Origin of the sequence: Streptomyces sp. NPDC041068, assembly GCF_040647455.1 — a bacterium.
Taxonomy (GTDB): Bacteria; Actinomycetota; Actinomycetes; order Streptomycetales; family Streptomycetaceae; genus Streptomyces.
The window spans coordinates 66,749-89,742 of the sequence record NZ_JBEZCG010000028.1; the positions used below are offsets into that span (position 1 = coordinate 66,749).

20 protein-coding genes and 1 riboswitch are annotated in these 22,994 nt (G+C 69.2%); of the genes, 6 read left to right on the forward strand and 14 right to left on the reverse strand.

The features are described from left to right. Positions 1–235: 235 nt before the first annotated feature. A complete protein-coding gene (locus AB0B50_RS41495) occupies positions 236–664 on the forward strand; it encodes an SRPBCC family protein (RefSeq protein ID WP_362342226.1) in 429 nt (142 codons plus the stop codon). Positions 665–793: 129 nt separating this feature from the next. Here the strand turns inward: AB0B50_RS41495 and AB0B50_RS41500 are convergent, their stop codons facing one another. Further along, positions 794–1,441 carry a PadR family transcriptional regulator gene (locus AB0B50_RS41500; protein WP_362342229.1) on the reverse strand — a complete coding sequence of 216 codons (648 nt, stop codon included), beginning with the start codon at positions 1,439–1,441 and terminating at the stop codon, positions 794–796. 321 nt (positions 1,442–1,762) lie between these two features. On the opposite strand from AB0B50_RS41500, the gene AB0B50_RS41505 reads away from it, so the two are divergent. Next, positions 1,763–2,584, forward strand: coding sequence for a PhzF family phenazine biosynthesis protein (locus tag AB0B50_RS41505; protein ID WP_362342232.1), 822 nt, complete (start codon positions 1,763–1,765; stop codon positions 2,582–2,584). A 17-nt stretch (positions 2,585–2,601) separates the two neighbouring features. Here the strand turns inward: AB0B50_RS41505 and AB0B50_RS41510 are convergent, their stop codons facing one another. Further along, complete coding sequence (locus AB0B50_RS41510) at positions 2,602–3,402, reverse strand: type II CAAX endopeptidase family protein (protein ID WP_362342234.1); 801 nt, start codon at positions 3,400–3,402, stop codon at positions 2,602–2,604. A 167-nt stretch (positions 3,403–3,569) separates the two neighbouring features. Here AB0B50_RS41510 and AB0B50_RS41515 point away from each other — a divergent pair, with 167 nt between their 5' ends. Further along, on the forward strand, positions 3,570–5,345 hold the full coding sequence (locus AB0B50_RS41515; RefSeq protein WP_362342237.1) for a substrate-binding and VWA domain-containing protein: 1,776 nt from the start codon (positions 3,570–3,572) through the stop codon (positions 5,343–5,345). Between the two features lie 30 nt (positions 5,346–5,375). On the opposite strand, the gene AB0B50_RS41520 is transcribed toward AB0B50_RS41515, so the two are convergent. Next, positions 5,376–6,896: a glutamate--cysteine ligase gene (locus AB0B50_RS41520; RefSeq protein ID WP_362342240.1), complete on the reverse strand. Its 1,521-nt coding sequence runs from the start codon at positions 6,894–6,896 to the stop codon at positions 5,376–5,378. A gap of 492 nt (positions 6,897–7,388) precedes the next feature. On the opposite strand from AB0B50_RS41520, the gene AB0B50_RS41525 reads away from it, so the two are divergent. Beyond that, positions 7,389–7,973 (forward strand): hypothetical protein, encoded by a 585-nt coding sequence (locus AB0B50_RS41525; protein WP_362342242.1) that lies wholly within the window; start codon positions 7,389–7,391, stop codon positions 7,971–7,973. 305 nt (positions 7,974–8,278) lie between these two features. Continuing rightward, on the forward strand, positions 8,279–8,485 hold the full coding sequence (locus AB0B50_RS41530; RefSeq protein WP_362342245.1) for a DUF5999 family protein: 207 nt from the start codon (positions 8,279–8,281) through the stop codon (positions 8,483–8,485). A 104-nt stretch (positions 8,486–8,589) separates the two neighbouring features. On the opposite strand, the gene gcvP is transcribed toward AB0B50_RS41530, so the two are convergent. Further along, a complete protein-coding gene (gene gcvP, locus AB0B50_RS41535; RefSeq protein WP_362342247.1) occupies positions 8,590–11,478 on the reverse strand; it encodes an aminomethyl-transferring glycine dehydrogenase in 2,889 nt (962 codons plus the stop codon). A 187-nt stretch (positions 11,479–11,665) separates the two neighbouring features. Further along, positions 11,666–11,765, reverse strand: a riboswitch (glycine riboswitch). Positions 11,766–11,909: 144 nt separating this feature from the next. Here gcvP and AB0B50_RS41540 point away from each other — a divergent pair. Next, positions 11,910–12,287, forward strand: coding sequence for a PRC-barrel domain-containing protein (locus AB0B50_RS41540; RefSeq protein WP_362342250.1), 378 nt, complete (start codon positions 11,910–11,912; stop codon positions 12,285–12,287). Positions 12,288–12,797: 510 nt separating this feature from the next. Here the strand turns inward: AB0B50_RS41540 and AB0B50_RS41545 are convergent. The 10 genes from AB0B50_RS41545 to AB0B50_RS41590 all read right to left on the reverse strand — a co-directional run bounded on the left by AB0B50_RS41545 (position 12,798) and on the right by AB0B50_RS41590 (position 22,786). Next, positions 12,798–14,210 (reverse strand): DNA polymerase IV, encoded by a 1,413-nt coding sequence (locus AB0B50_RS41545; RefSeq protein ID WP_362342253.1) that lies wholly within the window; start codon positions 14,208–14,210, stop codon positions 12,798–12,800. Between the two features lie 37 nt (positions 14,211–14,247). Beyond that, complete coding sequence (locus AB0B50_RS41550) at positions 14,248–14,865, reverse strand: MerR family transcriptional regulator (RefSeq protein ID WP_362342256.1); 618 nt, start codon at positions 14,863–14,865, stop codon at positions 14,248–14,250. A 168-nt stretch (positions 14,866–15,033) separates the two neighbouring features. Beyond that, positions 15,034–15,507 carry a bifunctional nuclease family protein gene (locus AB0B50_RS41555; protein ID WP_063795355.1) on the reverse strand — a complete coding sequence of 158 codons (474 nt, stop codon included), beginning with the start codon at positions 15,505–15,507 and terminating at the stop codon, positions 15,034–15,036. 75 nt (positions 15,508–15,582) lie between these two features. Further along, positions 15,583–16,326, reverse strand: a complete 744-nt coding sequence (locus AB0B50_RS41560) for a MerR family transcriptional regulator (RefSeq protein ID WP_362342259.1) — start codon at positions 16,324–16,326, stop codon at positions 15,583–15,585. Positions 16,327–16,369: 43 nt separating this feature from the next. Continuing rightward, the gene (locus AB0B50_RS41565; RefSeq protein WP_362342282.1) at positions 16,370–17,332 is read right to left on the reverse strand and encodes an FHA domain-containing protein; all 963 of its coding nucleotides are present in this window, start codon (positions 17,330–17,332) and stop codon (positions 16,370–16,372) included. A gap of 82 nt (positions 17,333–17,414) precedes the next feature. Further along, positions 17,415–18,245: a DUF881 domain-containing protein gene (locus tag AB0B50_RS41570; protein WP_362342262.1), complete on the reverse strand. Its 831-nt coding sequence runs from the start codon at positions 18,243–18,245 to the stop codon at positions 17,415–17,417. Between the two features lie 5 nt (positions 18,246–18,250). Next, complete coding sequence (locus AB0B50_RS41575; RefSeq protein ID WP_003988855.1) at positions 18,251–18,583, reverse strand: small basic family protein; 333 nt, start codon at positions 18,581–18,583, stop codon at positions 18,251–18,253. After that, positions 18,580–19,479, reverse strand: coding sequence for a DUF881 domain-containing protein (locus AB0B50_RS41580; protein ID WP_362342265.1), 900 nt, complete (start codon positions 19,477–19,479; stop codon positions 18,580–18,582). Before AB0B50_RS41580 ends, AB0B50_RS41575 begins: the two co-directional genes overlap by 4 nt. Positions 19,480–19,568: 89 nt before the next feature. After that, a complete protein-coding gene (locus AB0B50_RS41585) occupies positions 19,569–22,064 on the reverse strand; it encodes a mannose-1-phosphate guanyltransferase (RefSeq protein ID WP_362342267.1) in 2,496 nt (831 codons plus the stop codon). Between the two features lie 113 nt (positions 22,065–22,177). Then, positions 22,178–22,786 carry a CDP-alcohol phosphatidyltransferase family protein gene (locus tag AB0B50_RS41590; protein WP_362342270.1) on the reverse strand — a complete coding sequence of 203 codons (609 nt, stop codon included), beginning with the start codon at positions 22,784–22,786 and terminating at the stop codon, positions 22,178–22,180. Positions 22,787–22,994 lie beyond the last annotated feature (208 nt).

The following is a 22,994-nucleotide window of genomic DNA, read 5'->3' on the forward strand; positions in this document are numbered from 1 at the left end:
CGAGAGGAGAGCACCCGACCTGCCACTGCGGTAATGGGTCTCACCTCCCCGCATTCGTCGCCTGCGCCGGTCGCAGGGCAAGGGAACAGTACCCCACCCCCACCAGGGCCGACGAAGGCCCGGCCCTCCACAACATCTGACGGTTCATCAGTATTGAATGTTCCAGGCCCTGCGGCTACGTTCCGCGACACCGTAGCTGCGGCTGTCGCAGCACCCGACGGGAAGGGGTGGCCGCATGGCCGAAGTCAGCGCGGAAGCACGGATCGAGGCACCCGCCGAGAAGGTCTGGGCCCAACTCACCGACTTCGCCTCGTACGGCGAGTGGAACGCCACGCACACCAGCTTTCCCAAGGGCGGCCCCACCGCCCTGGAGGTGGGCGGCACCTTCGTGGAGAACATGAAGCTGATGGGCTTCCCCGCCGAGGTCAACTGGACCATCGAGGAACTGGAGGCCGCCCGCGTCCTGGCGATCGCGGGCAAGGGCCCGATGGGCGTGAACGTGGGGACCCGCTACAGCCTCTCTCCGGACGGGTCCGGCACCCTGGTCCGCATCGAGGGGGAGTTCACCGGCGCGGCCGTGTCCCTGATGGCGGGCAAGCTGAAGGACTCGGCGACCGCCGCCCTGAACGAGTCGCTACGCAAACTGGACGGCCTGGTGACCTGACGCTCCCGACACCGAGGAGCCCACCGCTCGACCTCTCGCCCCCCAACCTCTCGACGAAGGCAACGAGGCGCCCCACACCATCCGTGCGGGGCGCCTCATCTGTGGCAGGGGCCGTCGGCCCCGACCACCTCAGTCCTCATCGGCGAGGATCAGGTACAGCTTCTTTCGGGCGTCGTTGATGACGGAGAGCGCCTTCTCGCGCTGCTCCTTGCTCCCGGTCTTCCAGACCTGGCCGAACGCCTCCATCAGACCGAAACCGGCCTGCCGGATTTCGTTCAGGGTGTCCCAGTCGACGCCGCGCCCGGCCTCTTCCCAGGGCGCTTCGGGACCCTCTTCGGCCGCCTCGGCACCGGCCTCGGTCAGCGAGAAGAGCTTCTTGCCGCCCTCGCTCGCGCTGCTGATCAGGCCCTCGTCCTCCAGGAGCTGGAGGGTCGGGTAGACCGAACCGGGGCTGGGCTTCCACGCCCCGCCGCTGCGCTCGGCGATCTCCTGGATCATTTCGTAGCCGTGCATGGGGCGGTCCTTCAGGAGGGCGAGGATCGACGCGCGCACGTCACCACGCCGCGCCCTTCCCCGCGGCCCTCCGCCGCGCCCGCCGCGGCCGCCCCAGGGGCCACCGGGCCCGCCGAAGCCGGGACCGAACGGACCGAACGCGCCGCGCCGCCCATCGAATCCCCCGAAGCCGCCGAATCCTTCGCGGCCGAAACCCTCTCGGCCCTGGTGGCCGCCGCCGTGGCGGCCGCGTCCGTGCTCGTGTTCAAAGCCATGGGAACGCATGACGATCACTCCTCTTACTGCTACTCGTCGTTTTTCTCGGTCGGGCCGCTCGGACCTCGACCAGTCTTCGATCAATCCTTGATCAGTCGCGAATCTGTCGCGATGCGTCAACGATATATCGGAACTGTTCGGATGGCAATCCCCGACGAATCCCAGCCGAACAGCACCCCCACCCCTCTGACCACCACTCCCGCCCCCCCTGACCGCCGCCCGCGACCAGCACCCCACGCCCCCTAAGGCCACCCACCAGTCCAAAAACAAGTCCAACAACCCACGATTGGCCTTACCCCATCCCCGAGTCGGCCCTCTACCGTCATCGGCATGCCGACTTCCCACCGCATCCGCATCGTCGACGCCTTCACCGACCGCCCCTTCGCCGGCAACCCGGCGGGGGTCCTCCTCCTCGACGCCTTCCCCGACGACGCCTGGCTGCAGAACGTGGCCAGGGAGGTCAACCACGCCGAGACCGCGTTCGCCCACCGCCTGCCCGAGGGCGGCGACGCCGACTGGGCGCTGCGCTGGTTCACGCCCGCCACCGAGGTCGACCTCTGCGGCCATGCCACTTTGGCCATGGCGCACGTCCTGCACACGACGGGCACGGCCACCGGTCTGATCCGCTTCGCCACCCGCGCGGGCATCCTCACCGCGACGGCACACGAGGACGGCACCCTCACCCTCGACTTCCCGACCGCCCCGCTCACCGCCACCGAGGCCCCCGAAGGCGTCGCCGAGGCCCTCGGCGCCCAGCCGCTGGCCACGTACGACACGGGTCCGCACCTCGGCGACCTGCTGATCGAGCTCGCCGACGAGAAGACGGTCCGCGCGCTCACGCCCGACCACAAGGCCCTCGTATGGCTCTCCGAACGCGGCATCATCGCCACCGCCGCGGCCGAAGACCCCTCCCGCGGCTACGACTTCGTCTCGCGCGGCTTCTTCCCGCGCGTCGGCATCGACGAGGACCCGGTGACGGGCAGCGCGCACACGGCCCTCGCCCCCTTCTGGTCCGAGCGGCTCGGCCGTGCGGAACTGACCGGTCTGCAGGCCTCGCCCCGCACCGGCCTGGTCCGCACCCAACTGCGCGGCGACCGCACGCTCCTGACCGGTCACGCCGTCACGGTCATCGAGGGCGGCCTCCTCGCCTGACCGCGGGTGGCTGTCCGCTAAGGCGTGGGCAGCCACCCCACCTTCCCCGCGAGCAGCGCGTACCCGACGAACGCCCCGACATCCAGCAGGGAATGGGCCACCACCAGCGGCCCGACCCGCCCCCACCTGCGATAGAGCAGCACGAAGACCACGCCCATCGCCATGTTCCCGATGAACCCGCCGATGCCCTGATACAGGTGGTACGAGCCGCGCAGCACCGAACTGCCCACCAGCGCGGCCATCGGCGTCCACCCCAACTGCCCGAACCTGCGCAGCAGGTACCCGACGACGATCACTTCCTCGAGGACCGCGTTCTGCACCGCGGACAGTACGAGGACCGGGTACTTCCACCACACGTCGGGCAGCGCCTCGGGCACCACCGTCAGGTTGAAGCCGAGCCCGCGGGCCGCCAGATAGAAGGCGATCCCGGTGCTGCCGATCACCGCGGCGATCGCGGTCCCGCGCCCCAGGTCAGACCACGGCCGCGTCCGGTCGAAACCGAGCGTCCGCAGCCCGGCCCCCTCACGCAGCAGGAAGTGCGCGACCAGCGCGACCGGCACCAACGCACTCGCGATTCCGAACAGTTGCCAAGCGAGATCAAGCCACGGTCGCCCCGGCGCGGCCGAGGCGTTCATCGTGGCCGCCTGGTCCTTCAGACCGCCCGGCTTGGTGACCGACCCGACAAAGCTGATCAGCGCGGACACTCCGCTCGCCCCGAGCGAGAGGGCCAACACGAGCAACGTCTCGTCCCTCAGGGTCCGCCGCGAGGGTCCCCCCGCTGGAAAAGAACCGGCCATCGGCCCCGGCTCCGCTTGCACTTGCGCCTCCAGTTGAGTAATCCCGCCTCATCCCCATCCTCGCCCCGCTAGGGTCTCGAAAGAAGTTACGAAGATCGTGCGCGACAGGCCGAGGGGGACGGACGCCGATTTCGGGCGAACCGCCCCCTCTTTCCTTGCTTCATCACTCAAGGAGGGGCACCACCGCCATGGGACGTCACAGCTTGCCCGATGAGTACGGGACGGGCGCGCCCGACCCCCGACCGCGCGCCCGCGGCCGCACGGTCGCCATCGCCACGGCTCTCGTACTCGTGGTCGCTGGAGGCACGGCGGCAGCCGTCCGCAGCGGGGTCCTCTCCTTCGGTGGCTCCTGCGAGGACGACGCGGTGCGCCTCGACGTCGTCTCCGCCCCCTCTGTCGCCCCCGCCCTGCGCGAGGCCGCCGACGAGGCCCGCGAGACGGAGATCACCTCGGACGGGCACTGCATCGACGTACGGGTGACCGCGCGCGACTCGTACGAGGTCGCCGACGAACTCCGCTCCGGCAAGGGCGATCCGGAGTACGACGTATGGGTGCCGGACTCCGACATATGGGTGCAGCGCGTCGGCCTCGGCACCAAGCAGACCAAGATCTCCCCCGCGGGCAACATCGCCTCGTCGCCGGTCGGCATCGCCATGGTCCCCTCCGCCGCCGAATCGCTGGGCTGGCCCAAGAAGACGTACGACTGGCCGGAGTTGACCGCGGCCGCCATGAAGAACGAGAAGCTGCGCCTCGGCGCGGCCGACCCCGCGCGCAGCGCGACCGGGCTGCTCGCCCTCGCCAAACTGGGCGCGTCCGCGCAGAAGCAGGGCGGCAAGGAGGGCGACACCCAGGCCGCCTCCATCGCGAAGGCCCTGGCCACCCGCACCACCGACAGCGACGGGCAGCTCCTGGACACCTTGGCCCGCGACGGCTCGGGCACCGAGCAGGGCAACCCCCGCCGCAATCAGGCGCTGATCCTCTCCGAGCAGGCCGCGTTCAGGCACAACGCGTCGGCGGGCGAGGAGAACAGCCTCGACCTGTTCTATCCCAAGGACGGCACGCCCCGGCTCGACTATCCGTACACGCTCGTCGAGGACGACAAGATGTCCACCGACATGAGCCGCGCTGCGCTGCGCTTCATGACGATGTTCAGCGACGCGGAGGGCCAGAAGATCCTTGACCACCACGGCTTCAGGACCGACCCCGACCAGCCCTCCGACAAGCTCGTCACCGCCGCCGGCGGCCGCACCCCGCAGCCGTACGCGGCCGAGGCCACCGACCCGCCATCGGACAAGCAGCTCCAGGAGACCCTGGGCATGTGGACGATCACGGTGCAGAGCGCCCGGCTCAACACGGTCGTCGACGCGTCGGAGTCCATGAACCAGTTCGTCCCCGGCCGCAACCAGTCCCGCATGGAGGTCACCAAGTCCTCACTGCTGCAGGCCCTCGCGGGCTTCACCGACGAGGACGAGATCGGCCTGTGGGAGTTCGCCACGGCACTCGACGGCACCCGCGACTACCGCAAGCTGCAGCCCACCGAGAGACTCGGCGACCGCAAGGGCGACGTGACCCACCGCGACAAGCTGTCGCAGGCGTTCAGCGGTCTGCAGCCCGTGCCGGGCGGGGCGACCGGTCTGTACGACACCACGCTCGCCGCCTACAAGGAGGCTTGCTCCTCGTACGCGCGCGGCAGGTTCAACGCCCTGGTGATCCTGACCGACGGCGCCAACCAGGACCCGGGCAGCATCTCCCGCAGCTCCCTCATCTCCCAGCTGGAGGACCTCTCCGACCCGGGCAAGCCGGTGCCGATCATCGCTATCGCCGTCGGCCCGGACGCGGACAAGGACGAGGTCCAGCAGATCGCCGAGGCCACCGGCGGCTCCGGCCACCAGGTCGACGACCCGGCGCAGATCCACGCGGTCATCCTCAAGGCCATCATGGAGGCGGGCAGCAACCAGGGCTGAGCCGCCCGGAGCCGAGCACCCGCAAAGGCCTCAGCCCAGCGGCACCGCCGGCTCCGGCAGCCCCACGGGCCACGTGTGCACCGGCTCCCCTTCGTGCATCAGCTCGAAGTACCGCTTGGTGGTCGCGGCGAGCGCGTCCTCCCTGGCGAGCCCGGTCTCCAGGGCCCGGTGATAGGTGGCGGCCTGCCACGACGCGCCGTTGACCCGCCGCCGGCACCGCTCCTCGATCACCCCGAGGTAGAGATCGCGGTCGGCGGGCTCCACGCCCCACGCGTCCAGCCCGGCGGCCGCGAGCGGCAGCAGTTCGTCGCGTACGAGATCGACGGCCGCCACCTCGGCGGTACCGCCGAGCCTGCCGCGCCGCGGCCACTGCAGCCGGGCGTCGATGCCGTGCCGGCACGCGACGTCGAAGTTGCGGGCCGCGGCCTCGAAGGGCAGCCGGGACCACACGGGCCGCGCCTCCTCGGCGAGCGCCCGCACGCACCCGTAATAGAAGGCGGCGTTCGCGATGACGTCGGTGATGGTGGGCCCCGCGGGCAGCACCCGGTTCTCCACGCGCAGATGCGGGACGCCGTCGGCGATGCCGTACACCGGGCGGTTCCAGCGGTACACGGTGCCGTTGTGCAGGACGAGTTCACCGAGCCGCGGCACTCCGCCCGCATCGAGGACGCCCAGGGGGTTCTCCTCGTCCAGCAACGGCAGCAGCGCGGGGAAGTAACGCAGGTTCTCCTCGAACAGTTCGAGCGGCCCGCTGATCCAGCGCTCCCCGAACCAGGTGCGCGGCCGCACCCCCTGGACCTGCAGCTCGGGCGGGCGCGTGTCGGTGGACTGCAGGAACAGCGGCGGCCGCGACTCGCGCCACAGCTCACGGCCGAACAGGAACGGGGCGTTGGCGCCCACGGCGACCTGGGCCGCGGCGATGGACTGCGCCGCGTTCCACACGTCGGCGAACCGGCCGGGCGTGACCTGCAGATGCAACTGCACGGAGGTGCACGCCGCCTCGGGCGCTATCGAGGCCGAGGTGCAGGTGAGCCGCTCCACGCCCTCGATGTCCAGGACGAAGCGCTCGCCGCGCGCCGCCACGATCTGGTCGTTCAGCAGGGCGTAGCGGTCGACGTCGGAGAGGTTCGCGGAGACGAGGTCGGCGCGGTTCAGGGTCGGCAGAATACCGATCATGACAATGCCGGCGGAGAGCTCGTTCGCTTTCCTGTGGGCATAGTTGAGCCCGGTGCGCAGCTCTTCGGCGAGCTGGTCGAGAACGCGTCCGCCGAGCCGGTGCGGGGCAATGTTCACTTCCAGATTGAACATTCCGAGTTCGGTCTGGAAATCCCGGCTCGCGATGCGCTCGAGAACCTGCGCATTCAACATTCTCGGCAGTCCGTCGGGCCCGGCGAGATTCAGCTCGATCTCCATGCCCATCAGATTCTTGGGGCGATCGAAGCGCTCCTCGGCCAACAGTCGCTCCAGACCCGCCAGACACTCCCGGAGCTTCCTTCGGTAGTGGTGCCGGTCGGTCAGGTCGAACGTGCCCGCGACGACCTTCTCGCCCATCGAAGCGTCCCTCCTCGAACGGGCAGCCAAGGATCCGGCCGCTGTGTACGGGGGATGATGCCCAGGCAATGTGATCGATAACGCCCCGCGCGGGCCCGCGGACGAGTACGCTCGACACCGTCGCGGTCCGGCACATTCGCCGGGCATGCGGCATGGTGAAGATTCCCTTCCGAAGCGCCTGGTCAAAACTACCGGCGGGAATCGGCCGACCGCTCGTCTCGGGTAATCCGAGGTCATGGAAGCGGGGCCGTCACGAAATCGGGATAAAACTCTCACAAGGACGGCCTGTTAAGGCCTTGCCCGCAATATCGGCCACGTCTAGACGAAACACCGTCCGAACACGTCTCGTATAAACTGCGCAATCTAGGCAGAGAGTTGGCGCTCGCGGTCCCCGGCCCCCGCCCCTCTGACCCAGATGTCCCAGAGCTGACAGCGCCGTCACGCACCTGCCCCCGCTCCACCGTGCCTGTCGAACGAGAGAGGCGACCCACCATGCCGCTGCATGTCCCCCCGGCTCCCGCGCCCGCCCTGCGCAGCGTCCTCGCGGCACTCGGTTCCCCCACGGCCGTACGCGAGGCACGCACCCCGTCCCTGCGCGCCGCCCAGGGCCCCGCAAGCCCGGAACTCCCGCTTCCCGTCCATGTGTTGGACCGCATCACTCCCGAGGGCATCGCGCCCACCCGCCTCTCCGGCTGGCGCTTCCTGATCCGCTCCGGCGATCGCGCGCTCGCCGCGGCCGACACGATGCTCACCCCGGACGGCTGGGCCTTCTCGCACTTCTTCGAAGGCCCCTACATCGCCTCCACCGAGCGCGCCCTGCGCCACGCCGAGGCGATGCCGATGGCATGCCAGCCGCGGCTGCTCTCCGTGCCGGAGCTCTACATGCTCACGCTCTGGCTGCACCGCGACTGCACGGACGACGGCGCCGAGGGCCCGCTGGCCGCCACCGACCTGCTCGTGCCGCTCGCGCCCGCCCCGCCCGGCATCGCGGCCCACCGCCCGCACCGCGTCGCCGAACTCCTTCCGATGCTCAACCACCGCCTGGCACCGGCGCCGCTCCTCGGCTCACCCGCCTGACGGCACCCCCGCGCTTCCTGTGCCCCGCAGCCCCCGGCCGCGGGGCACAGCGCTGCCCACCCAGGTGGACTAGCCCAGAGGGGCCACCCCGAACCACCCGAAGAGACAGGGGAGTTGGGCTGAACCGTCCAGCCGGGTGATACGTCATTAAGCAGTAGGAGCCGCTGCAGCAAAATCCCTGCGGATTGACAGGCTGTGGGGCAACACTGGGATCGGACCGACTACAACGGGGGGCGGTTATGAACACCGCATCGAGTCACAGGACCGACGTCACAGCCATCTCATCGCAGCGAAAGAACCCTTCCATGTGCCAGCACCAACCACCGTGCCCGACAGCCGACTCCGCCGACCGGGAAGCCGCGCTCCTCATGGCGAGCCACCCGGAGCAGGGCTGGAGCCTGCTGTGCAACGGCGTCCTGCTCTTCGAGGACACCGGTGAGCTGCTGCCGGACGGCCAGATCATCGCCCCGCACCGACCGCTGGGCACCGACCAGGTCATGACAGCCGCCTGAGCACGACGGCACCGCGCGCGACGCACCACCGAAAGACGAGGGGCCGGCCCGGAGGAAATCTCCGAACCGGCCCCACCGCATGTCCGCGTCACACGCTTGCGGTATCAGTCCTCGTACGCATCCAGCGGCGGGCAGGAGCAGACCAGGTTCCGGTCGCCGTACGCCTGGTCGATGCGGCGCACCGGCGGCCAGTACTTCTCCGAGGCCGACACGCCGGCCGGGAAGACGGCCTCCTCACGGCTGTAACCGTGCTCCCACTCACCGCTCAGCGCGGCGGCGGTGTGCGGGGCGTTCCGCAGCGGGTTGTCGTCCGCGGCCCACTCCCCGTTTCCGACCTTCTCGATCTCCCGGCGGATGGCGATCATCGCCTCGCAGAACCGGTCGATCTCATTGAGGTCCTCGCTCTCCGTCGGCTCGATCATCAGCGTCCCCGCGACCGGGAACGACATGGTCGGCGCGTGGAAGCCGTAGTCGATGAGCCGCTTGGCGATGTCGTCGACGCTGACGCCGGTCTCCTTGGAGAGCGGCCGCAGATCGATGATGCACTCGTGCGCGACGAGGTCGCCGGGGCCGGTGTAGAGCACCGGGAAGTGCGGCTCGAGCCGCTTGGCGATGTAGTTGGCGGAGAGCACCGCGACCTGGGTGGCGCGCTTGAGCCCCTCGCCGCCCATGAGGCGTACGTACGACCAGGAGATCGGCAGGATCCCGGCCGAGCCCCACGGCGCCGCGGAGATCGGGCCGACACCGGTCTCGGGACCGGCCGCGGGCTGCAGCGGGTGGTTGGGCAGGTACGGCGCGAGGTGCTCGCGCACACCGACGGGACCGACACCCGGGCCACCGCCGCCGTGCGGGATGCAGAAGGTCTTGTGCAGGTTCAGGTGCGAGACGTCGCCGCCGAAGTGCCCCGGCTTGGCAAGACCCACAAGGGCGTTGAGGTTGGCACCGTCGACGTACACCTGGCCGCCGGCCTCGTGCACCTCCGCGCAGATGTCGGCGACGTGCTCCTCGAAGACACCGTGCGTCGAGGGGTACGTGATCATCAGCACGGACAGCTCGTCGCGGTGCTTCTCGATCTTGGCGCGCAGGTCCTCGACGTCGATCTCGCCGTCGTCGGCGGTCTTCACGACGACGACCTTCATGCCGGCCATGACGGCGCTCGCCGCGTTCGTGCCGTGCGCGGAGGACGGGATGAGGCAGACGGTGCGCTGCTCGTCGCCGTTGGCGCGGTGGTAGCCGCGCACGGCGAGCAGACCGGCGAGCTCGCCCTGCGAACCGGCGTTGGGCTGCAGCGAGACCTTGTCGTACCCGGTGACCTCGGCGAGCCGCTCCTCCAGCTCACGGATGAGCGTGAGGTAGCCCTGCGCCTGCTGGGCGGGCGCGAAGGGGTGCAGCTGGCCGAACTCGGGCCAGGTGACCGGCTCCATCTCGGTGGTCGCGTTGAGCTTCATCGTGCAGGAGCCCAGCGGGATCATGCCGCGGTCGAGCGCGTAGTCGCGGTCGGCCAGCTTGCGCAGGTAGCGCAGCATCGCGGTCTCGGAGCGGTGCTGGTGGAACACCGGGTGCGCGAGGTAGTCGTCGCCGCGCAGCAGGGCGTCGGGCAGCGTGTCCGCGACCTCGGCGTCGAGCGCCTCGATGTCGGCCTCGACCCCGAAGGCCCCCCACACGGCGGCCAGTTGCTTGCGCGTGGTGGTCTCGTCGCAGGCGATGGAGACGTGGTCGGCGTCGACCGGGTGGATGTTCACGCCGCCTTCGCGGGCCGCGGAGACGAGCTCGTCGGCCTTGCCGGGAACCCGCACGGTCAGCGTGTCGAAGTACGCGCCGTGGACAACCTCGACACCACCGGCGGTGAGCCCCGCGGCGAGCAGCGTCGCGTACCGGTGGGTGCGCCGCGCGATGGCCTTGAGCCCCTCGGGCCCGTGGTAGACGGCGTACATTCCGGCCATGACGGCGAGCAGCACCTGGGCGGTACAGATGTTGCTGGTGGCCTTCTCACGACGGATGTGCTGCTCACGGGTCTGCAGCGCGAGCCGGTAGGCCTTGTTGCCGTCCGCGTCGACGGAGACGCCGACGAGCCGGCCCGGCAGGCTGCGCGCGAACTTCTCGCGCACCGCCATGTATCCGGCGTGCGGACCACCGAAGCCCATCGGGACACCGAAGCGCTGCGTCGTACCGACGGCGATGTCGGCGCCGAGCTCACCGGGCGAGGTGAGCAGCGTCAGGGCGAGCAGATCGGCGGCGACGGTGACGACGGCACCGAGCTCGTGCGCCTGGTCGATGAGCGGCTTGATGTCGCGTACGACGCCGGAGGCACCCGGGTACTGGACCAGCACACCCACGACACCGCGCTCGGCGACCTCGGCGGGAATGCCCTCGCTCAGATCGGCGACGACGATCTCGACGCCGGTCGGCTCGGCACGGGTCTGAATGACGGCGATGGTCTGCGGCAGAGCATCGGCATCAACGACGAAGACCCCGCCCTTGACCTTGCCCATGCGCCGCGAGAGGGCCATGGCCTCGGCGGCCGCGGTGCCCTCATCGAGTAGCGAGGCCCCGGAGGTGGGCAGCCCTGTCAGCTCGGCGACCATCGTCTGGAAGTTGAGCAGCGCCTCGAGGCGCCCCTGCGAGATCTCGGGCTGGTACGGCGTGTAAGCCGTGTACCAGGCCGGATTCTCCATGACGTTCCGCAGGATCACCGGCGGGGTGAAGGTCCCGTAATAGCCAAGCCCGATCATGGAGTCGAGGACCTGGTTCCGGTCCGCGAGGGAACGCAGCTCGGCGAGGACCTCGGCCTCGGTGCGCGCACCGGGCAGGTCGAGCGCCTCGGCGTTCTTGATCACATCCGGTACCGCGGCGGCCGTCAGCTCGTCGAGCGAGCCGTACCCGACCTGGGCGAGCATCTTGGCCCGCGCTTCCGCATCGGGCCCGATGTGCCGCTGCTCGAAGGGGATGCCCTGCTCGAGCTCGGAGAGCGGGATGCGATTGGTGGCAGTCATTGCGGAGGCCTCCTGGTCTGCGCGACCTACGAGGGGTACCACGGCGCGGGTACCCGGACGGCCTCCCCCTCTGTCATCTCAACCTGAGAGCTTCACAGGCCCGTCCGTGGACAGTCCTGCTTTCACCGTCGGTGAGGGAGGATCCCGGACGTGCCCGCCCGACGCCCGCCCTGCTTTCCAGAGTGACCTCGTCCGTGCGGTACGGGTGCCTGAGAGATTCCGGGGAGGATTTGCTCCTTCGGCGCCTCCGGCAATCGCGTTCCGGAGAGCTCTCCCGCACGGGGTCAGCAGCCAGCCGCCAGCCTACCAGCGAGGACCATGGCCGATCCCTCGAGTGGCCACCTGCCCCGAAGTGCTCTTTCGTAGTGAGTACGAGCGATTAAAGATGAGTTACGCCCAAATCCGACACCCCTCGACCAGCTGGAGGGCCCGTGCAGACCGACATCGATCCGCGCAACCTGATCGGCCGCAAGGCGTTCGACCGGAACGGGGCGAAGATCGGCACGATCGACGAGGTCTATCTCGACGATGCCACCGGTGCCCCGGAGTGGGCGGCCATACGCACCGGCCTGTTCAGCCGCGACGCCTTCGTCCCCCTGGAACCGAGCGAACTGGTCGACGACGGCACCCTGCGCATCCCCTTCGACCGCGCACTGATCAAGGACGCCCCGGACTTCGGAGTGGGCCGCCACCTCTCCCCGGAACAGGAACTCCAGCTCTACCACCACTACGGCCTGGACATCGCACCCCCACAGTCCCCACCCCCCGACACGACGTTCGGCCAGATAGCAGGAACAGACACCCCCTGACGTCCCCTGCACCCCGTACCGGCCCACCCCTCCAGGGGGCAAGGCACCACCCCGCCACCGACATGCACCGAGGCCAGCGCCCGGCCTCCCTCTGACCGGCCCTGCACCCGCACAGAGCGCCCCACAACAGCCAAAGCGGCAAAGCGGCCAGCCTCGCCCAACTCCCTGCGGCACACCACCTCACCCCGGCTCGTTCCCTGCCCGACCAGGCCTTGGCCACCCTCCGGCAGGTTCCTGCGCCCCCTACGGACCGCCCACAGCGACCCGAGCCCCGGCCACCGCATCACCCTCACTCCCCACCGATGCCTCCCGCCGACATGCGCCCGTCCAACCGGCCCCTGCCGGCCCCACACCCCAAGAGACCGCCCGCAGCAACCAACACCTCGCGGGCCTCACCCCGAATACCCCGCCCCCCGGCACACGACCCGAGCCAGCCATGTGGTCCCTCCGGCCATCCCCACGCCCCGCCGCCGAACCTCCCCCGGAAGTCGGCTCCACTCCGGCGACCCGCTACGCCCCACCGACCACCTGCGGCGCCTCCGCCAAGTCCCCACCCACCAACGGCAACGGCTCCGCCGGCTCCAGATCCGGATCATCGGTCCTGAACGTCCTCACCCGCCCCGGCTGCTCCGACCACGGCGTCTCGAACCGCACGGTCACCCGGCCGAGACCGCTCCCCTGCACCCACCCGTGCCCGTGCTCGGCGTGCCGCACATCGTGCCCGGCCGCCCACCGCCGCTCGACCGGCGCCACCGGCTCCTCACCGCCCACGTCCTCCACCGGCCGCGCCACGTCATCCACCTCGCCCCCGGGCTCCGCTTCCCCCTGCCCCTCCACCTCGGCCTCAGCGGCCTGAGCCTGGGCGAAGAGATCCTCCTGCGTGTAGTCCGCGAGCCCCGAAACGCCCACTCCCAGCAGCCGGACACCCCCGGTGGTGTCCACGGACTCCAGCAGCCGCGCCGCGGCCTCCCGCACCACTCCAGGGTCGTCCGTGGGCCCTCTCAGCGTCTCGGACCGCGTCAGCGTCGAGAAGTCGAACCGCCTCACCTTCAGCACGATGGTCCGCCCGGAGTGCCCCGCCGCCCGCAACCGCTGCACACACCGGTCGGCGAGCCGCGCGACCTCGTTCCGCACCCGCACCCGGTCATGGATGTCCACGTCGTACGTGTCCTCGACACTGACCGACTTCGTGTCCCGCTCGGCCACCACCGGCCGCTCGTCGAGGGCGAGCGCCATCGCGTAGAGCGAGCCCCCGTGCGCCTTGCCCAACAGCCGTACGAGCTCGTCCTCGCCGGCCTCCGCGATCTCCTCGACCGTGGTGATCCCGGCCCGCCGCAGATGATCCCCCGTGGCCGGCCCCACCCCCGGCAGCGTCCGCACCGGCATCGGCCCCAGCAGCGCCCGCTCCGTCCCCGGCGCTATCAGCCGCAGCCCGTCCGGCTTCGCCTCCTCGGAAGCGATCTTCGCCAGCATCTTGGAGACGGCGAGCCCCACCGACCCGGTGAGCCCGGTGACCGCCCTGATGTCCGCCCTCAGCCGCTCCCCCACGGCCCTGGCCGACGCCTCGTCGTCAGCGACGCCCCCCGCCTCCAGGTCCACGAAGGCCTCGTCCAGACTGAGCGGCTCCACCAGCGGCGACAACTCCCGGAGCAGCCCCATCACCTGCTCGCTGACCTCGCGGTACAGCCCGAAGCGCGGCACGAGATAAGCGGCATTGGGCGCGAGTCTGCGCGCCTGCCCCATCGGCATCGCCGAGTGCACACCGAACCGCCGAGCCTCATAGGAAGCGGTGGCCACCACACCCCGCGGCCCGAGCCCGCCCACCACCACGGCCTTTCCGCGCAGGCTCGGCTTCGCGGCCTGCTCCGCGGACGCGTAGAAGGCATCCATGTCCAGATGCAGAATCGTCGGCGCGCTTCTCACATCTCCGATGCTGCCCTACGCCACTGACAACGCGGCCTCAGACAGCCCTGTTGCGCCGTCTGGCGAGCTCGTCGGCGGGGTTGTGCCCGACGAGTGTCTCGCCGGTGTCGATGCGCTCCCCGTGCAGCTGGGACAGAGCCGCCTCGACATCCCGCCAGACGACCCCCACGGCGATCCCGAAGACCCCCTGCCCACCCTGGAGCAGATCGTGGACCTCGCTGGGCGACGTGCACTCGTACACCGTCGCGCCGTCGCTCATGAGCGTCATCCGCTCGAGATCACGGAACCCGCGCTCCCGCAGGTGCTGGACGGTCGTGCGAATGTTCTGCAGCGACACCCCGGTGTCCAGGAACCGCTTCACGACCTTGAGGACGACCACGTCGCGGAAGCTGTAGAGCCGCTGTGTGCCGGAACCGCCCGCGGCGCGCACACTGGGCTCGACCAGACCGGTCCGTGCCCAGTAGTCGAGTTGTCGGTACGTGATGCCCGCGGCCGCGCACGCGGTGGGACCGCGGTAGCCGATCTGCTCGGAATGCTCGAACGTAGCGTCCCCGCTCCCCTGGACCGCCATCGGTCGTTTCGGAGAGTGATCGGCCGCGCTGCCGTGGAGCGGAAACGGACCGCCCATCGCCGTACCGTCGCCGCTGCTTCTCACGCCGACCTCCCTCCTTGACCTGCCTTCTCGACGGTAGGCAGTCGCCAGGGGCTCGTCAACGATCGCCACACTCGGCACGCCGAGTGATAATCACCCTGAGAGTGGTTTCCCGTACCTCACCGCGGGGAAAGGCTAGCCGAATGGTCCGACGCGAGCCGCCGGAGCGGCTCACTGACTGTTGGTACCGAAGTCCTCGGGCGAGATCTGGTCGAGGAACTCGCGGAACTTCTCCACCTCGTCCTCCTGCTCGTCCGGGATCGCGATCCCGGCGTCGTCCAGGACGCCGTCGCTGCCGAAGATCGGCGTCCCGGTGCGCAGCGCCAGCGCTATGGCGTCGGACGGACGCGCACTGACCTCGACACCGCTGGCGAAGACCAGCTCGGCGTAGAAGACGCCTTCCCGCAGGTCCGTGATGCGCACTTCGGAGAGCTCCTGGCCCACCGCCTCCAGCACGTCCTTGAACAGGTCGTGGGTCAGTGGCCGTGCGGGTGCCATGCCCTGCTGTGCGAAGGCGATGGCGGTCGCCTCCCCTGGTCCGATCCAGATGGGGAGGTACCGGTCGCCTCCCACTTCACGCAGGAGCACGATCGGTTGGTTGGAGGGCATTTCGACCCGGACACCTACGACGTCGAGCTCGTTCACACAGCAACCCTAGGACGTGGCTGGCAGGTTTGGGTAGTCGGGCACCCGCCGAGTACCGGCCGGGCACTGGCCGAGTCACGGCAGTCTGACCCCGAGCGCGGTCTGCACGAGCGCGGAGTGCAGCCGTCCGGTGAGCCCGGCCAGCTCCTTGGTACGGGCCTCGGCATGGGCCCTGGTCTGCGGATTGCGGTGCCGCCGCAGCGGCGCGACCACCTGGTCCACGAGCCCGGCCTCCCGCTCCGCGGCGGCCTTCATGGCCCGCAGATGCCGTGGCTCGATCCCGAACCGGCCGAGTTCGAGGACGAGCGAGGCGACCGTGACGGCCTCCGCGTCGTAGCCGCCGTCCGGCAACGGCGCGACGAGCCCGTACGTCTCCCACTCGTCTAGCTGCCCCTCGTCGATCTCCGCGGCGGCGAGCAGCTCGTCCCGGCCCACACGGGCCGCCGTCGGCCCCTCGACCTCGTCCTGGCCCTGACCGTCGCCGGCGTCCCGCTGGCGCCCCAGAGAAGGCAGCGGAGGCCGCTCACCGCGCTCCAGCGCGTCCAGATGCTCGCGAATGACCTTGAGCGGCAGATAGTGGTCCCGCTGCATCCTCAGGACGTGACCAAGCCGTTCGACATCCTCCGTGCTGAACTTCCGGTATCCGGAAGGCGTGCGCTGCGGCTCGATGAGCCCTTCGGCCTCCAAGAACCTGATCTTGGAGATCGTGACCTCGGGAAACTCGTCACGCAGCGCGTTCAGCACGGTACCGATGCTCATCAGCCGACGGTCCGCGGCGGCGGTGCCGCTGCCGGCACCGCCCCTCGGTGTTTGAAGCATGGACCTTCCCTGGGGATCACCCCAGACGCAGTCTGGGGGTGGTTCAGATGCCCCGCTGGCTCGCGTAGAAGACCAGGCGGTACTTGCCGATCTGCACCTCGTCACCGTTCGACAGCGCGACGGAGTCGATCCGCTCCCGGTTGACGTACGTGCCGTTGAGGCTGCCCACATCCGCGACGGTGAAGGAACCGTCCTGGACGCGACGGAACTCCACGTGGCGACGCGACACGGTCACGTCGTCCAGGAAGATGTCGCTCTGCGGGTGACGCCCCGCAGTGGTCAGCTCGCCGTCGAGCAGGAAACGACTGCCCGAGTTCGGCCCGCGGCGCACCACGAGCAGCGCCGAGCCGAGCGGCAACGCGTCCACCGCGGCCTGAGCCTCCGGCGAGAGCGCGGGGGACGGAGTCTGCCCCGTCGCCTCCGCCTCGTAGGCCTCGAGGCCCGAGATGGAGATCGTCGAGGTCGTCTCGGACGCACGCTCCGGCGTGGCCCCGGCCCGCAGCGGCGCACCGCAGTTGGAACAGAACCGGCTCGCCTCGGCGTTGCGGTTCCCGCACCTCGTACACACCAAAGCCATGGACGGGTCCTCCTGCCGCGGCTGCCCCGCGGGGGCATTCGATGCGTACGGGTCGGGGGTAAACCCTCCACCCGTACTTGAGGTTGACGGTTCTCCGAAACCTATGCGGCCGGGACCGGCAGGGTCAACAGATGACGCGCCCTGTCCGCCCGAAATGTCACCACCTGGACCAGCGACCTGATCGCGGAACATCGGGCGCCCGGCGCCCTGCTCCTCGGCGTCTCCATGGCGCGGGGCACGGTGTCGGGCAGTGGCGGGATTGCCGCTGTCCTCACGTGCACTCTTGCCGAACAACTTCGCAAACAACTTCACGGGCGATTCCCCTTGACCGAAACAGACCCGCCCGTGGGGCAGGACGAACCCTGATTGCACACACCGGCATTCATCGGTGAACCGGACATCCTCACAACGTCCGTACCCACCAAACAGTTTCCACCACGCACCGGGCTTCCAGTGCGCCGACCCCCCGCAACCTCATGCCCTCGCCTTGCGACCCCCATGCGCCCCGCCCTCACTGGGAGGACGACCGAGCGTAGTCAGGCCGCTTCGCAGGTCGCAAGGCGTTCACGACGATCTTCTCCGAGCGTTCCACGGTGACCGTGGCCTGCTCCTTCTCCAGAGTCTGCACCACGCCTCCCGGGATGTTCAGCGCAGGTTCCAGATCCTGCGGCTTGCCGATCACCTTGAAGAGGTACGGTGCTCCGACCTTGCGGCCGTCCACCCGTACGCCACCTCCGTCGGCGTCCGACAGGTAGGTGTTGGCCACCACCCGTACGTCATTGATCTGAATCGCCTCGGCGCCGGCGGCGCGCAGTTCCTGAATGGCGTCGAGCAGCATGTCCGCCTCGATCGCCCCCTTCTTGTCCTCGATGGTGAGCGTGATGCCGGGCCCCTGGGCCGCCACCGTGCCTGCCAGGATGCCGAGTTGCCTCTCCCGCTCGACCGTCTGCTTGCGGGCCTCCTCGGCCTGGTCCGAACTGTTCTCCAGTCCGGTCCGCTGCTCCTCGAGGCGCCGCTTCTCTTCTTCCAGACGCTCAGTACGGTCATCCAGTTCATCGAGGATGCGTACGAGATCTTCCTGTCGCGCGCCGCGCAGCGCGCTGCTGTCGTTGTTGGACCGCACCTGGATGGCCAGGCCGAGGCCGAGCACGAACAGCAGCAGGGCGACGATGAGTTGAGGCCGGGTCACCCGCGGCGGCCACAGCCCTTGCGCCAGCCTCTGACGGCCGGTGAGCTGCGGCTTCCCCTCGGGCTCCGCAGCGGCGGACGTCTCGGGCTCGCTCGGGACCTCCGCGGGCAGTTCCCTGCGGCGGTTGTAGTCGGGCGTCTCGTCAGCGCTCATCGGCGTCACGCCCTGAAGACGTGCCGACGGATCGCGGCGGCGTTGGAGAAGATCCGGATGCCGAGGACCACGACGACGCCGGTCGACAGCTGGGCGCCGACGCCCAACTTGTCGCCCAGGAACACGATCAGCGCGGCCACCACCACGTTCGACAGGAACGACACCACGAAGACCTTGTCGTCGAAGATGCCGTCGAGCATCGCGCGCAGGCCTCCGAACACCGCGTCCAGTGCCGCGACCACGGCGATCGGAAGATACGGCTCGACCACCGCCGGAACCTCGGGCCGAACCAACAATCCGGCCACGACTCCCACGACGAGGCCCAGTACGGCGATCACGATGTGCCCTTTCCTGCCTTCGGCTCTGCTGTACGTACGGTCACACTCGGCGCTGCCGGCAGCACGAGCTCGTCCGACACGGAAATGCTGGTCCGGATGCCGAAGTTCTCCTGCAGAGCATGCAGATACTGACCGTCGCGGCTGTTCTGGAACCGGGTGCTCAAGCGCTTCCCGTCCCCCACCGCGAGCACCGTATACGGCGGCACCAGCGGCCTGTTGTCGACCAGTATCGCGTCACCCGCGGCCCTGATCGCCGACAGCGCGGTCAGCCGCTGGTCATTGATCGAGATCGCCTCGGCGCCCGACTGCCACAGACCGTTGACGACACGCTGCATGTCGCGGTCGCGCACCCGCCCGGTGTCCGAGAACCCGGCGCTCTCACGCGGCCCGCCACCGCCCTGATCGGCTTCCTTCTTGTCGTCCACGACCAGCTTGACGCCGGGCCCCTGCACTTCCGTGGCACCGGAGAGCAGGCCCACCAACTCGCCCTGGCTGCCGCCGTGCTTCTTCAGCGCGGCGCGCTGCCGCTCGCCCACGTCGTCGCGGAGTTCGTCCACGTCGTCCTCGAGCTTGTCGGCCCCGGCCGTCGCCTCCTCGACGCGGTCAATGAGCTCCTCGCGCTCCTTGGCGACCACCGGCGCCGCTATCCGCGCCTGAGCGGCCCCCACGGTGACCACAAGGGCGGCGAGCACAAGCCCTGCCGCGAGCCCGAGTTTGGCCCGCAGCGGACGAGGGACACCACTGTCCCCCCTGGCCTTCTTCCGGGCCGCCGCCTCCGCGTACCCCTCGTCGAGACTGTGGTCCATGACGGTGGTGAGCAGCGACATGGAGGCGTCCGGGCGCCGGGGGCGCGAGGGGGTGCTCCGAACGGGGGGCTGCTGCGGCATGCCGCACATCGTCGCACGTCGCGGGCGCTACCTCCGAATGGCCCCACCGGCGCGCCGGGCAGCACCTGTTGCACGTGCTGCCCGGCACCCCGAAAAGGTCAACGACCTGCGCTGTCCACCACCGCGGACCACTCGTCGAGAAGTGCCTGGGCGGACGCGTCGTCGGGCCCTTCAGCCCACAGATGAGTGACGGCCTCGGCCGGATCGGGCAGTACGAGCACCCAACGCCCGTCGGTCTCCACGACCCGCACCCCGTCGGTGGTGTCCACGGACCGCTCCCCCGCCGCCTCCACCACACGCCGCATCACAAGCCCCTTGACGGCCCACGGAGTCGCGAGATCACGCCGCAGCACATGGGCCCGCGGGATGCGCGCGTCGATCTGGCTCAAGGTGAGCTGCGTACGCGCCACCAGCCCGATGAGCCGCACAAACGCGGCGGTCCCATCGAATACGCTGCTGAACTCGGGCACGATGAACCCGCCCCGCCCGTCGCCGCCGAAGATGGTCGAGTCCCCACGCCCCACCCTCGTCAGGTCATCGGGCGACGTGGTCGTCCAGTCCACCTGCGTCCCGTGATACGCCGCGACCTGCTCGGCGATGCGCGTCGTCGTCACCGGCAGCGCCACCCGCCCACTGCGCCGCTCGGCGGCCACCAGGTCGAGCATGACCAGCAGGGCCCGGTCGTCCTCGACGATCCGCCCCTTCTCGTCCACGAGCGAAAGCCGCTCGCCGACCGGGTCGAACCGCACCCCGAAGGCCGCCCGCGCGGACGCCACGATCTCCCCGAGCCGCACGAGCCCTGAGCGCCGCGCGTCGGCGGTCTCCGTGGGCCGCGACTCGTCGAGCCCCGGGTTGATCGTCAGGGCGTCCACGCCGAGCTTCCCGAGCAGGCTCGGCAGCACGAGCCCGGCACTTCCGTTGGACGCGTCGACGACGACCTTCAGCTCGGACTCGGCCACCCCTGTGGTGTCGACATTCCGCAGCAGGGACCCCGTGTAGGAATCGAAGACACTCGACGGGAAGTGCAGATCACCGATCTCACCGGGGAAGGCCCGCCGGTACTCCTGGCGCGCGTACACCCGGTCCAGCTTCCGCTGACTCCCCTGCGACAGGTCCGCTCCCCGCCCGTCGAAGAACATGATGTCGACGGAGTCCGGCACCCCGGGCGTCGTCCGGATCATGATCCCGCCGGCACTGCCCCGGGCCGTCTGCTGCCGAGCCACCGGCAGCGGCACGTTCTCCAGATCGCGTACGTCGATGGCGCTGGCCTGCAGCGCCGAGATCACCGCCCGCTTCAGCGCCCGCGCGCCCCGCGAGTGATCACGCGCGGTGGTGACGGTCGAGCCCTTCTTCAGGGTCGTCGCATACGCACCTGCCAGGCGCACGGCGAGCTCGGGCGTGATTTCCACATTCAGGATCCCGGACACGCCACGCGCCCCGAACAGGTGCGCCTGGCCGCGGGACTCCCAGATGACGGAGGTGTTGACGAAGGCACCGGCCTCAATCGTCTTGAACGGGTAGACCCGCACATTGCCCTGAATGATCGATTCTTCGCCGACAAGGCACTCGTCGCCGATGACCGCGCCGTCCTCGATACGGGCGGCCCGCATGATGTCGGTGTTCTTCCCGACGACGCAGCCCCGCAGATTGCTGTGCTGCCCGATGTAGACGTTGTCGTGCACGACGGCCTTGTGCAGGAAGGCGCCGCTCTTCACCACGACATTCGAGCCCACAACGGTGTGCTCACGGATCTCGACGTTCGCCTCGACCTTGGCGTAGTCCCCGACATACAGCGGGCCGCGCAGCACGGCGTCGGGATGCACTTCGGCACCCTCGGCAACCCACACCCCGGGCGAGATCTCGAAGCCGTCGAGCTCGACGTCGACCTTGCCCTCCAGCACGTCGGCCTGCGCCTTGACGTAGCTCTCGTGCGTGCCGACGTCCTCCCAGTAGCCCTCGGCGACATACCCGTAGACGGGCTTGCCCTCCTTCATGAGCTGCGGGAAGACATCACCGGACCAGTCGACCGGCACATCGGCCTCGACGTAGTCGAAGACCTCGGGCTCCATCACATAGATGCCCGTGTTCACCGTGTCGGAGAAAACCTGCCCCCAGGTCGGCTTCTCGAGGAAGCGCTCGACCTTTCCCTCTTCGTCGACGATGGTGATGCCGAATTCCAGCGGGTTGGGCACGCGCGTCAGACAGACGGTGACGAGCGCCCCCTTTTCCTTGTGGAAGGAAATCAGCTCGGTGAGGTCGAAGTCGGTGAGAGCGTCACCGGAGATCACAAGGAAGGCGTCGTCCTTCAGTGCTTCCTCGGCGTTCTTCACGCTGCCGGCAGTGCCAAGAGGTTTCTCCTCATTGGCATAGGTGAGCTCCATCCCGAGCTCTTCGCCGTCGCCGAAGTAGTTCTTGACGAGCGATGCCAAGAACTGCACTGTCACTACGGTCTCGGTGAGCCCATGCCTCTTCAGCAGGCGCAGCACATGCTCCATGATCGGCCGGTTGGCCACAGGCAGGAGCGGCTTGGGCATGCTTGAGGTCATGGGGCGAAGGCGAGTGCCCTCACCACCGGCCATCACGACGGCCTTCATGTCGGAAACGTCCTCCTAAATAGACGACGATCTAGCCGACTTAGCCCACCAAGATGAGCCCGCATATGTCAGATGCGGGCCTTCGAGCCTCTACAGCCGCCGAATCGGCAAGCTCAATCGGCCGTGTTGTCCGCCTTGACGAGTCGGCGGACCTGAACCACGTAGAGGATCCCTGCCCACCAGTACAGCGTTGTACCCCATCCGGCGAACGCCCATCCGAAAATAGCAGCGAGTGAGGCGAGCCAGCTAGTTCCGTCACTGAGGAGCAGTAGTGGAAAGGCGTACATCAGGTTGAAGGTGGCGGCCTTGCCCAGGAAGTTCACCTGGGGCGGCGGATAGCCATGGCGCCTGAGGATCCCTACCATCACCAGCAGAGTCAGCTCGCGCAGCAGCAGCACCGCGGTCAGCCAGAGCGGAAGAATCTCGCGCCACGTCAGCCCGACCAGTGTCGAGAGGATATAGAGCCGATCGGCTGCGGGGTCGAGCAGCCGCCCCAGGTTGCTGATCTGGTTCCATCGGCGCGCGAGCTTGCCGTCGAGGTAGTCGCTGACACCACTCAGCGCCAGGACCAGCAGCGCCCAGCCATCGCAGTTGGGCCCTCCGAACTCCGGCCTGAGGATCAACCACAGGAAGAGGGGCACGCCGGCGAGACGCGCCATGCTGAGGATGTTCGGGATGGTGAGGACCCGGTCCGTCTGGACGCGAGTCTCCTGGACCTCCACCCGGGGGCCTCCTGTGGGAAAGAGCCAATGATGCCCCCTGACCTTACCCTCAGTTGCCGCACATCGATGCAGAGGGGTGGCCGAGAGCCTTGACAACAAACAAAAAAGCCGTGGCTCCTGGAATTGAATTCCAGGAGCCACGGCTATAAGAAAAGTTCGGCGGCGTCCTACTCTCCCACAGGGTCCCCCCTGCAGTACCATCGGCGCT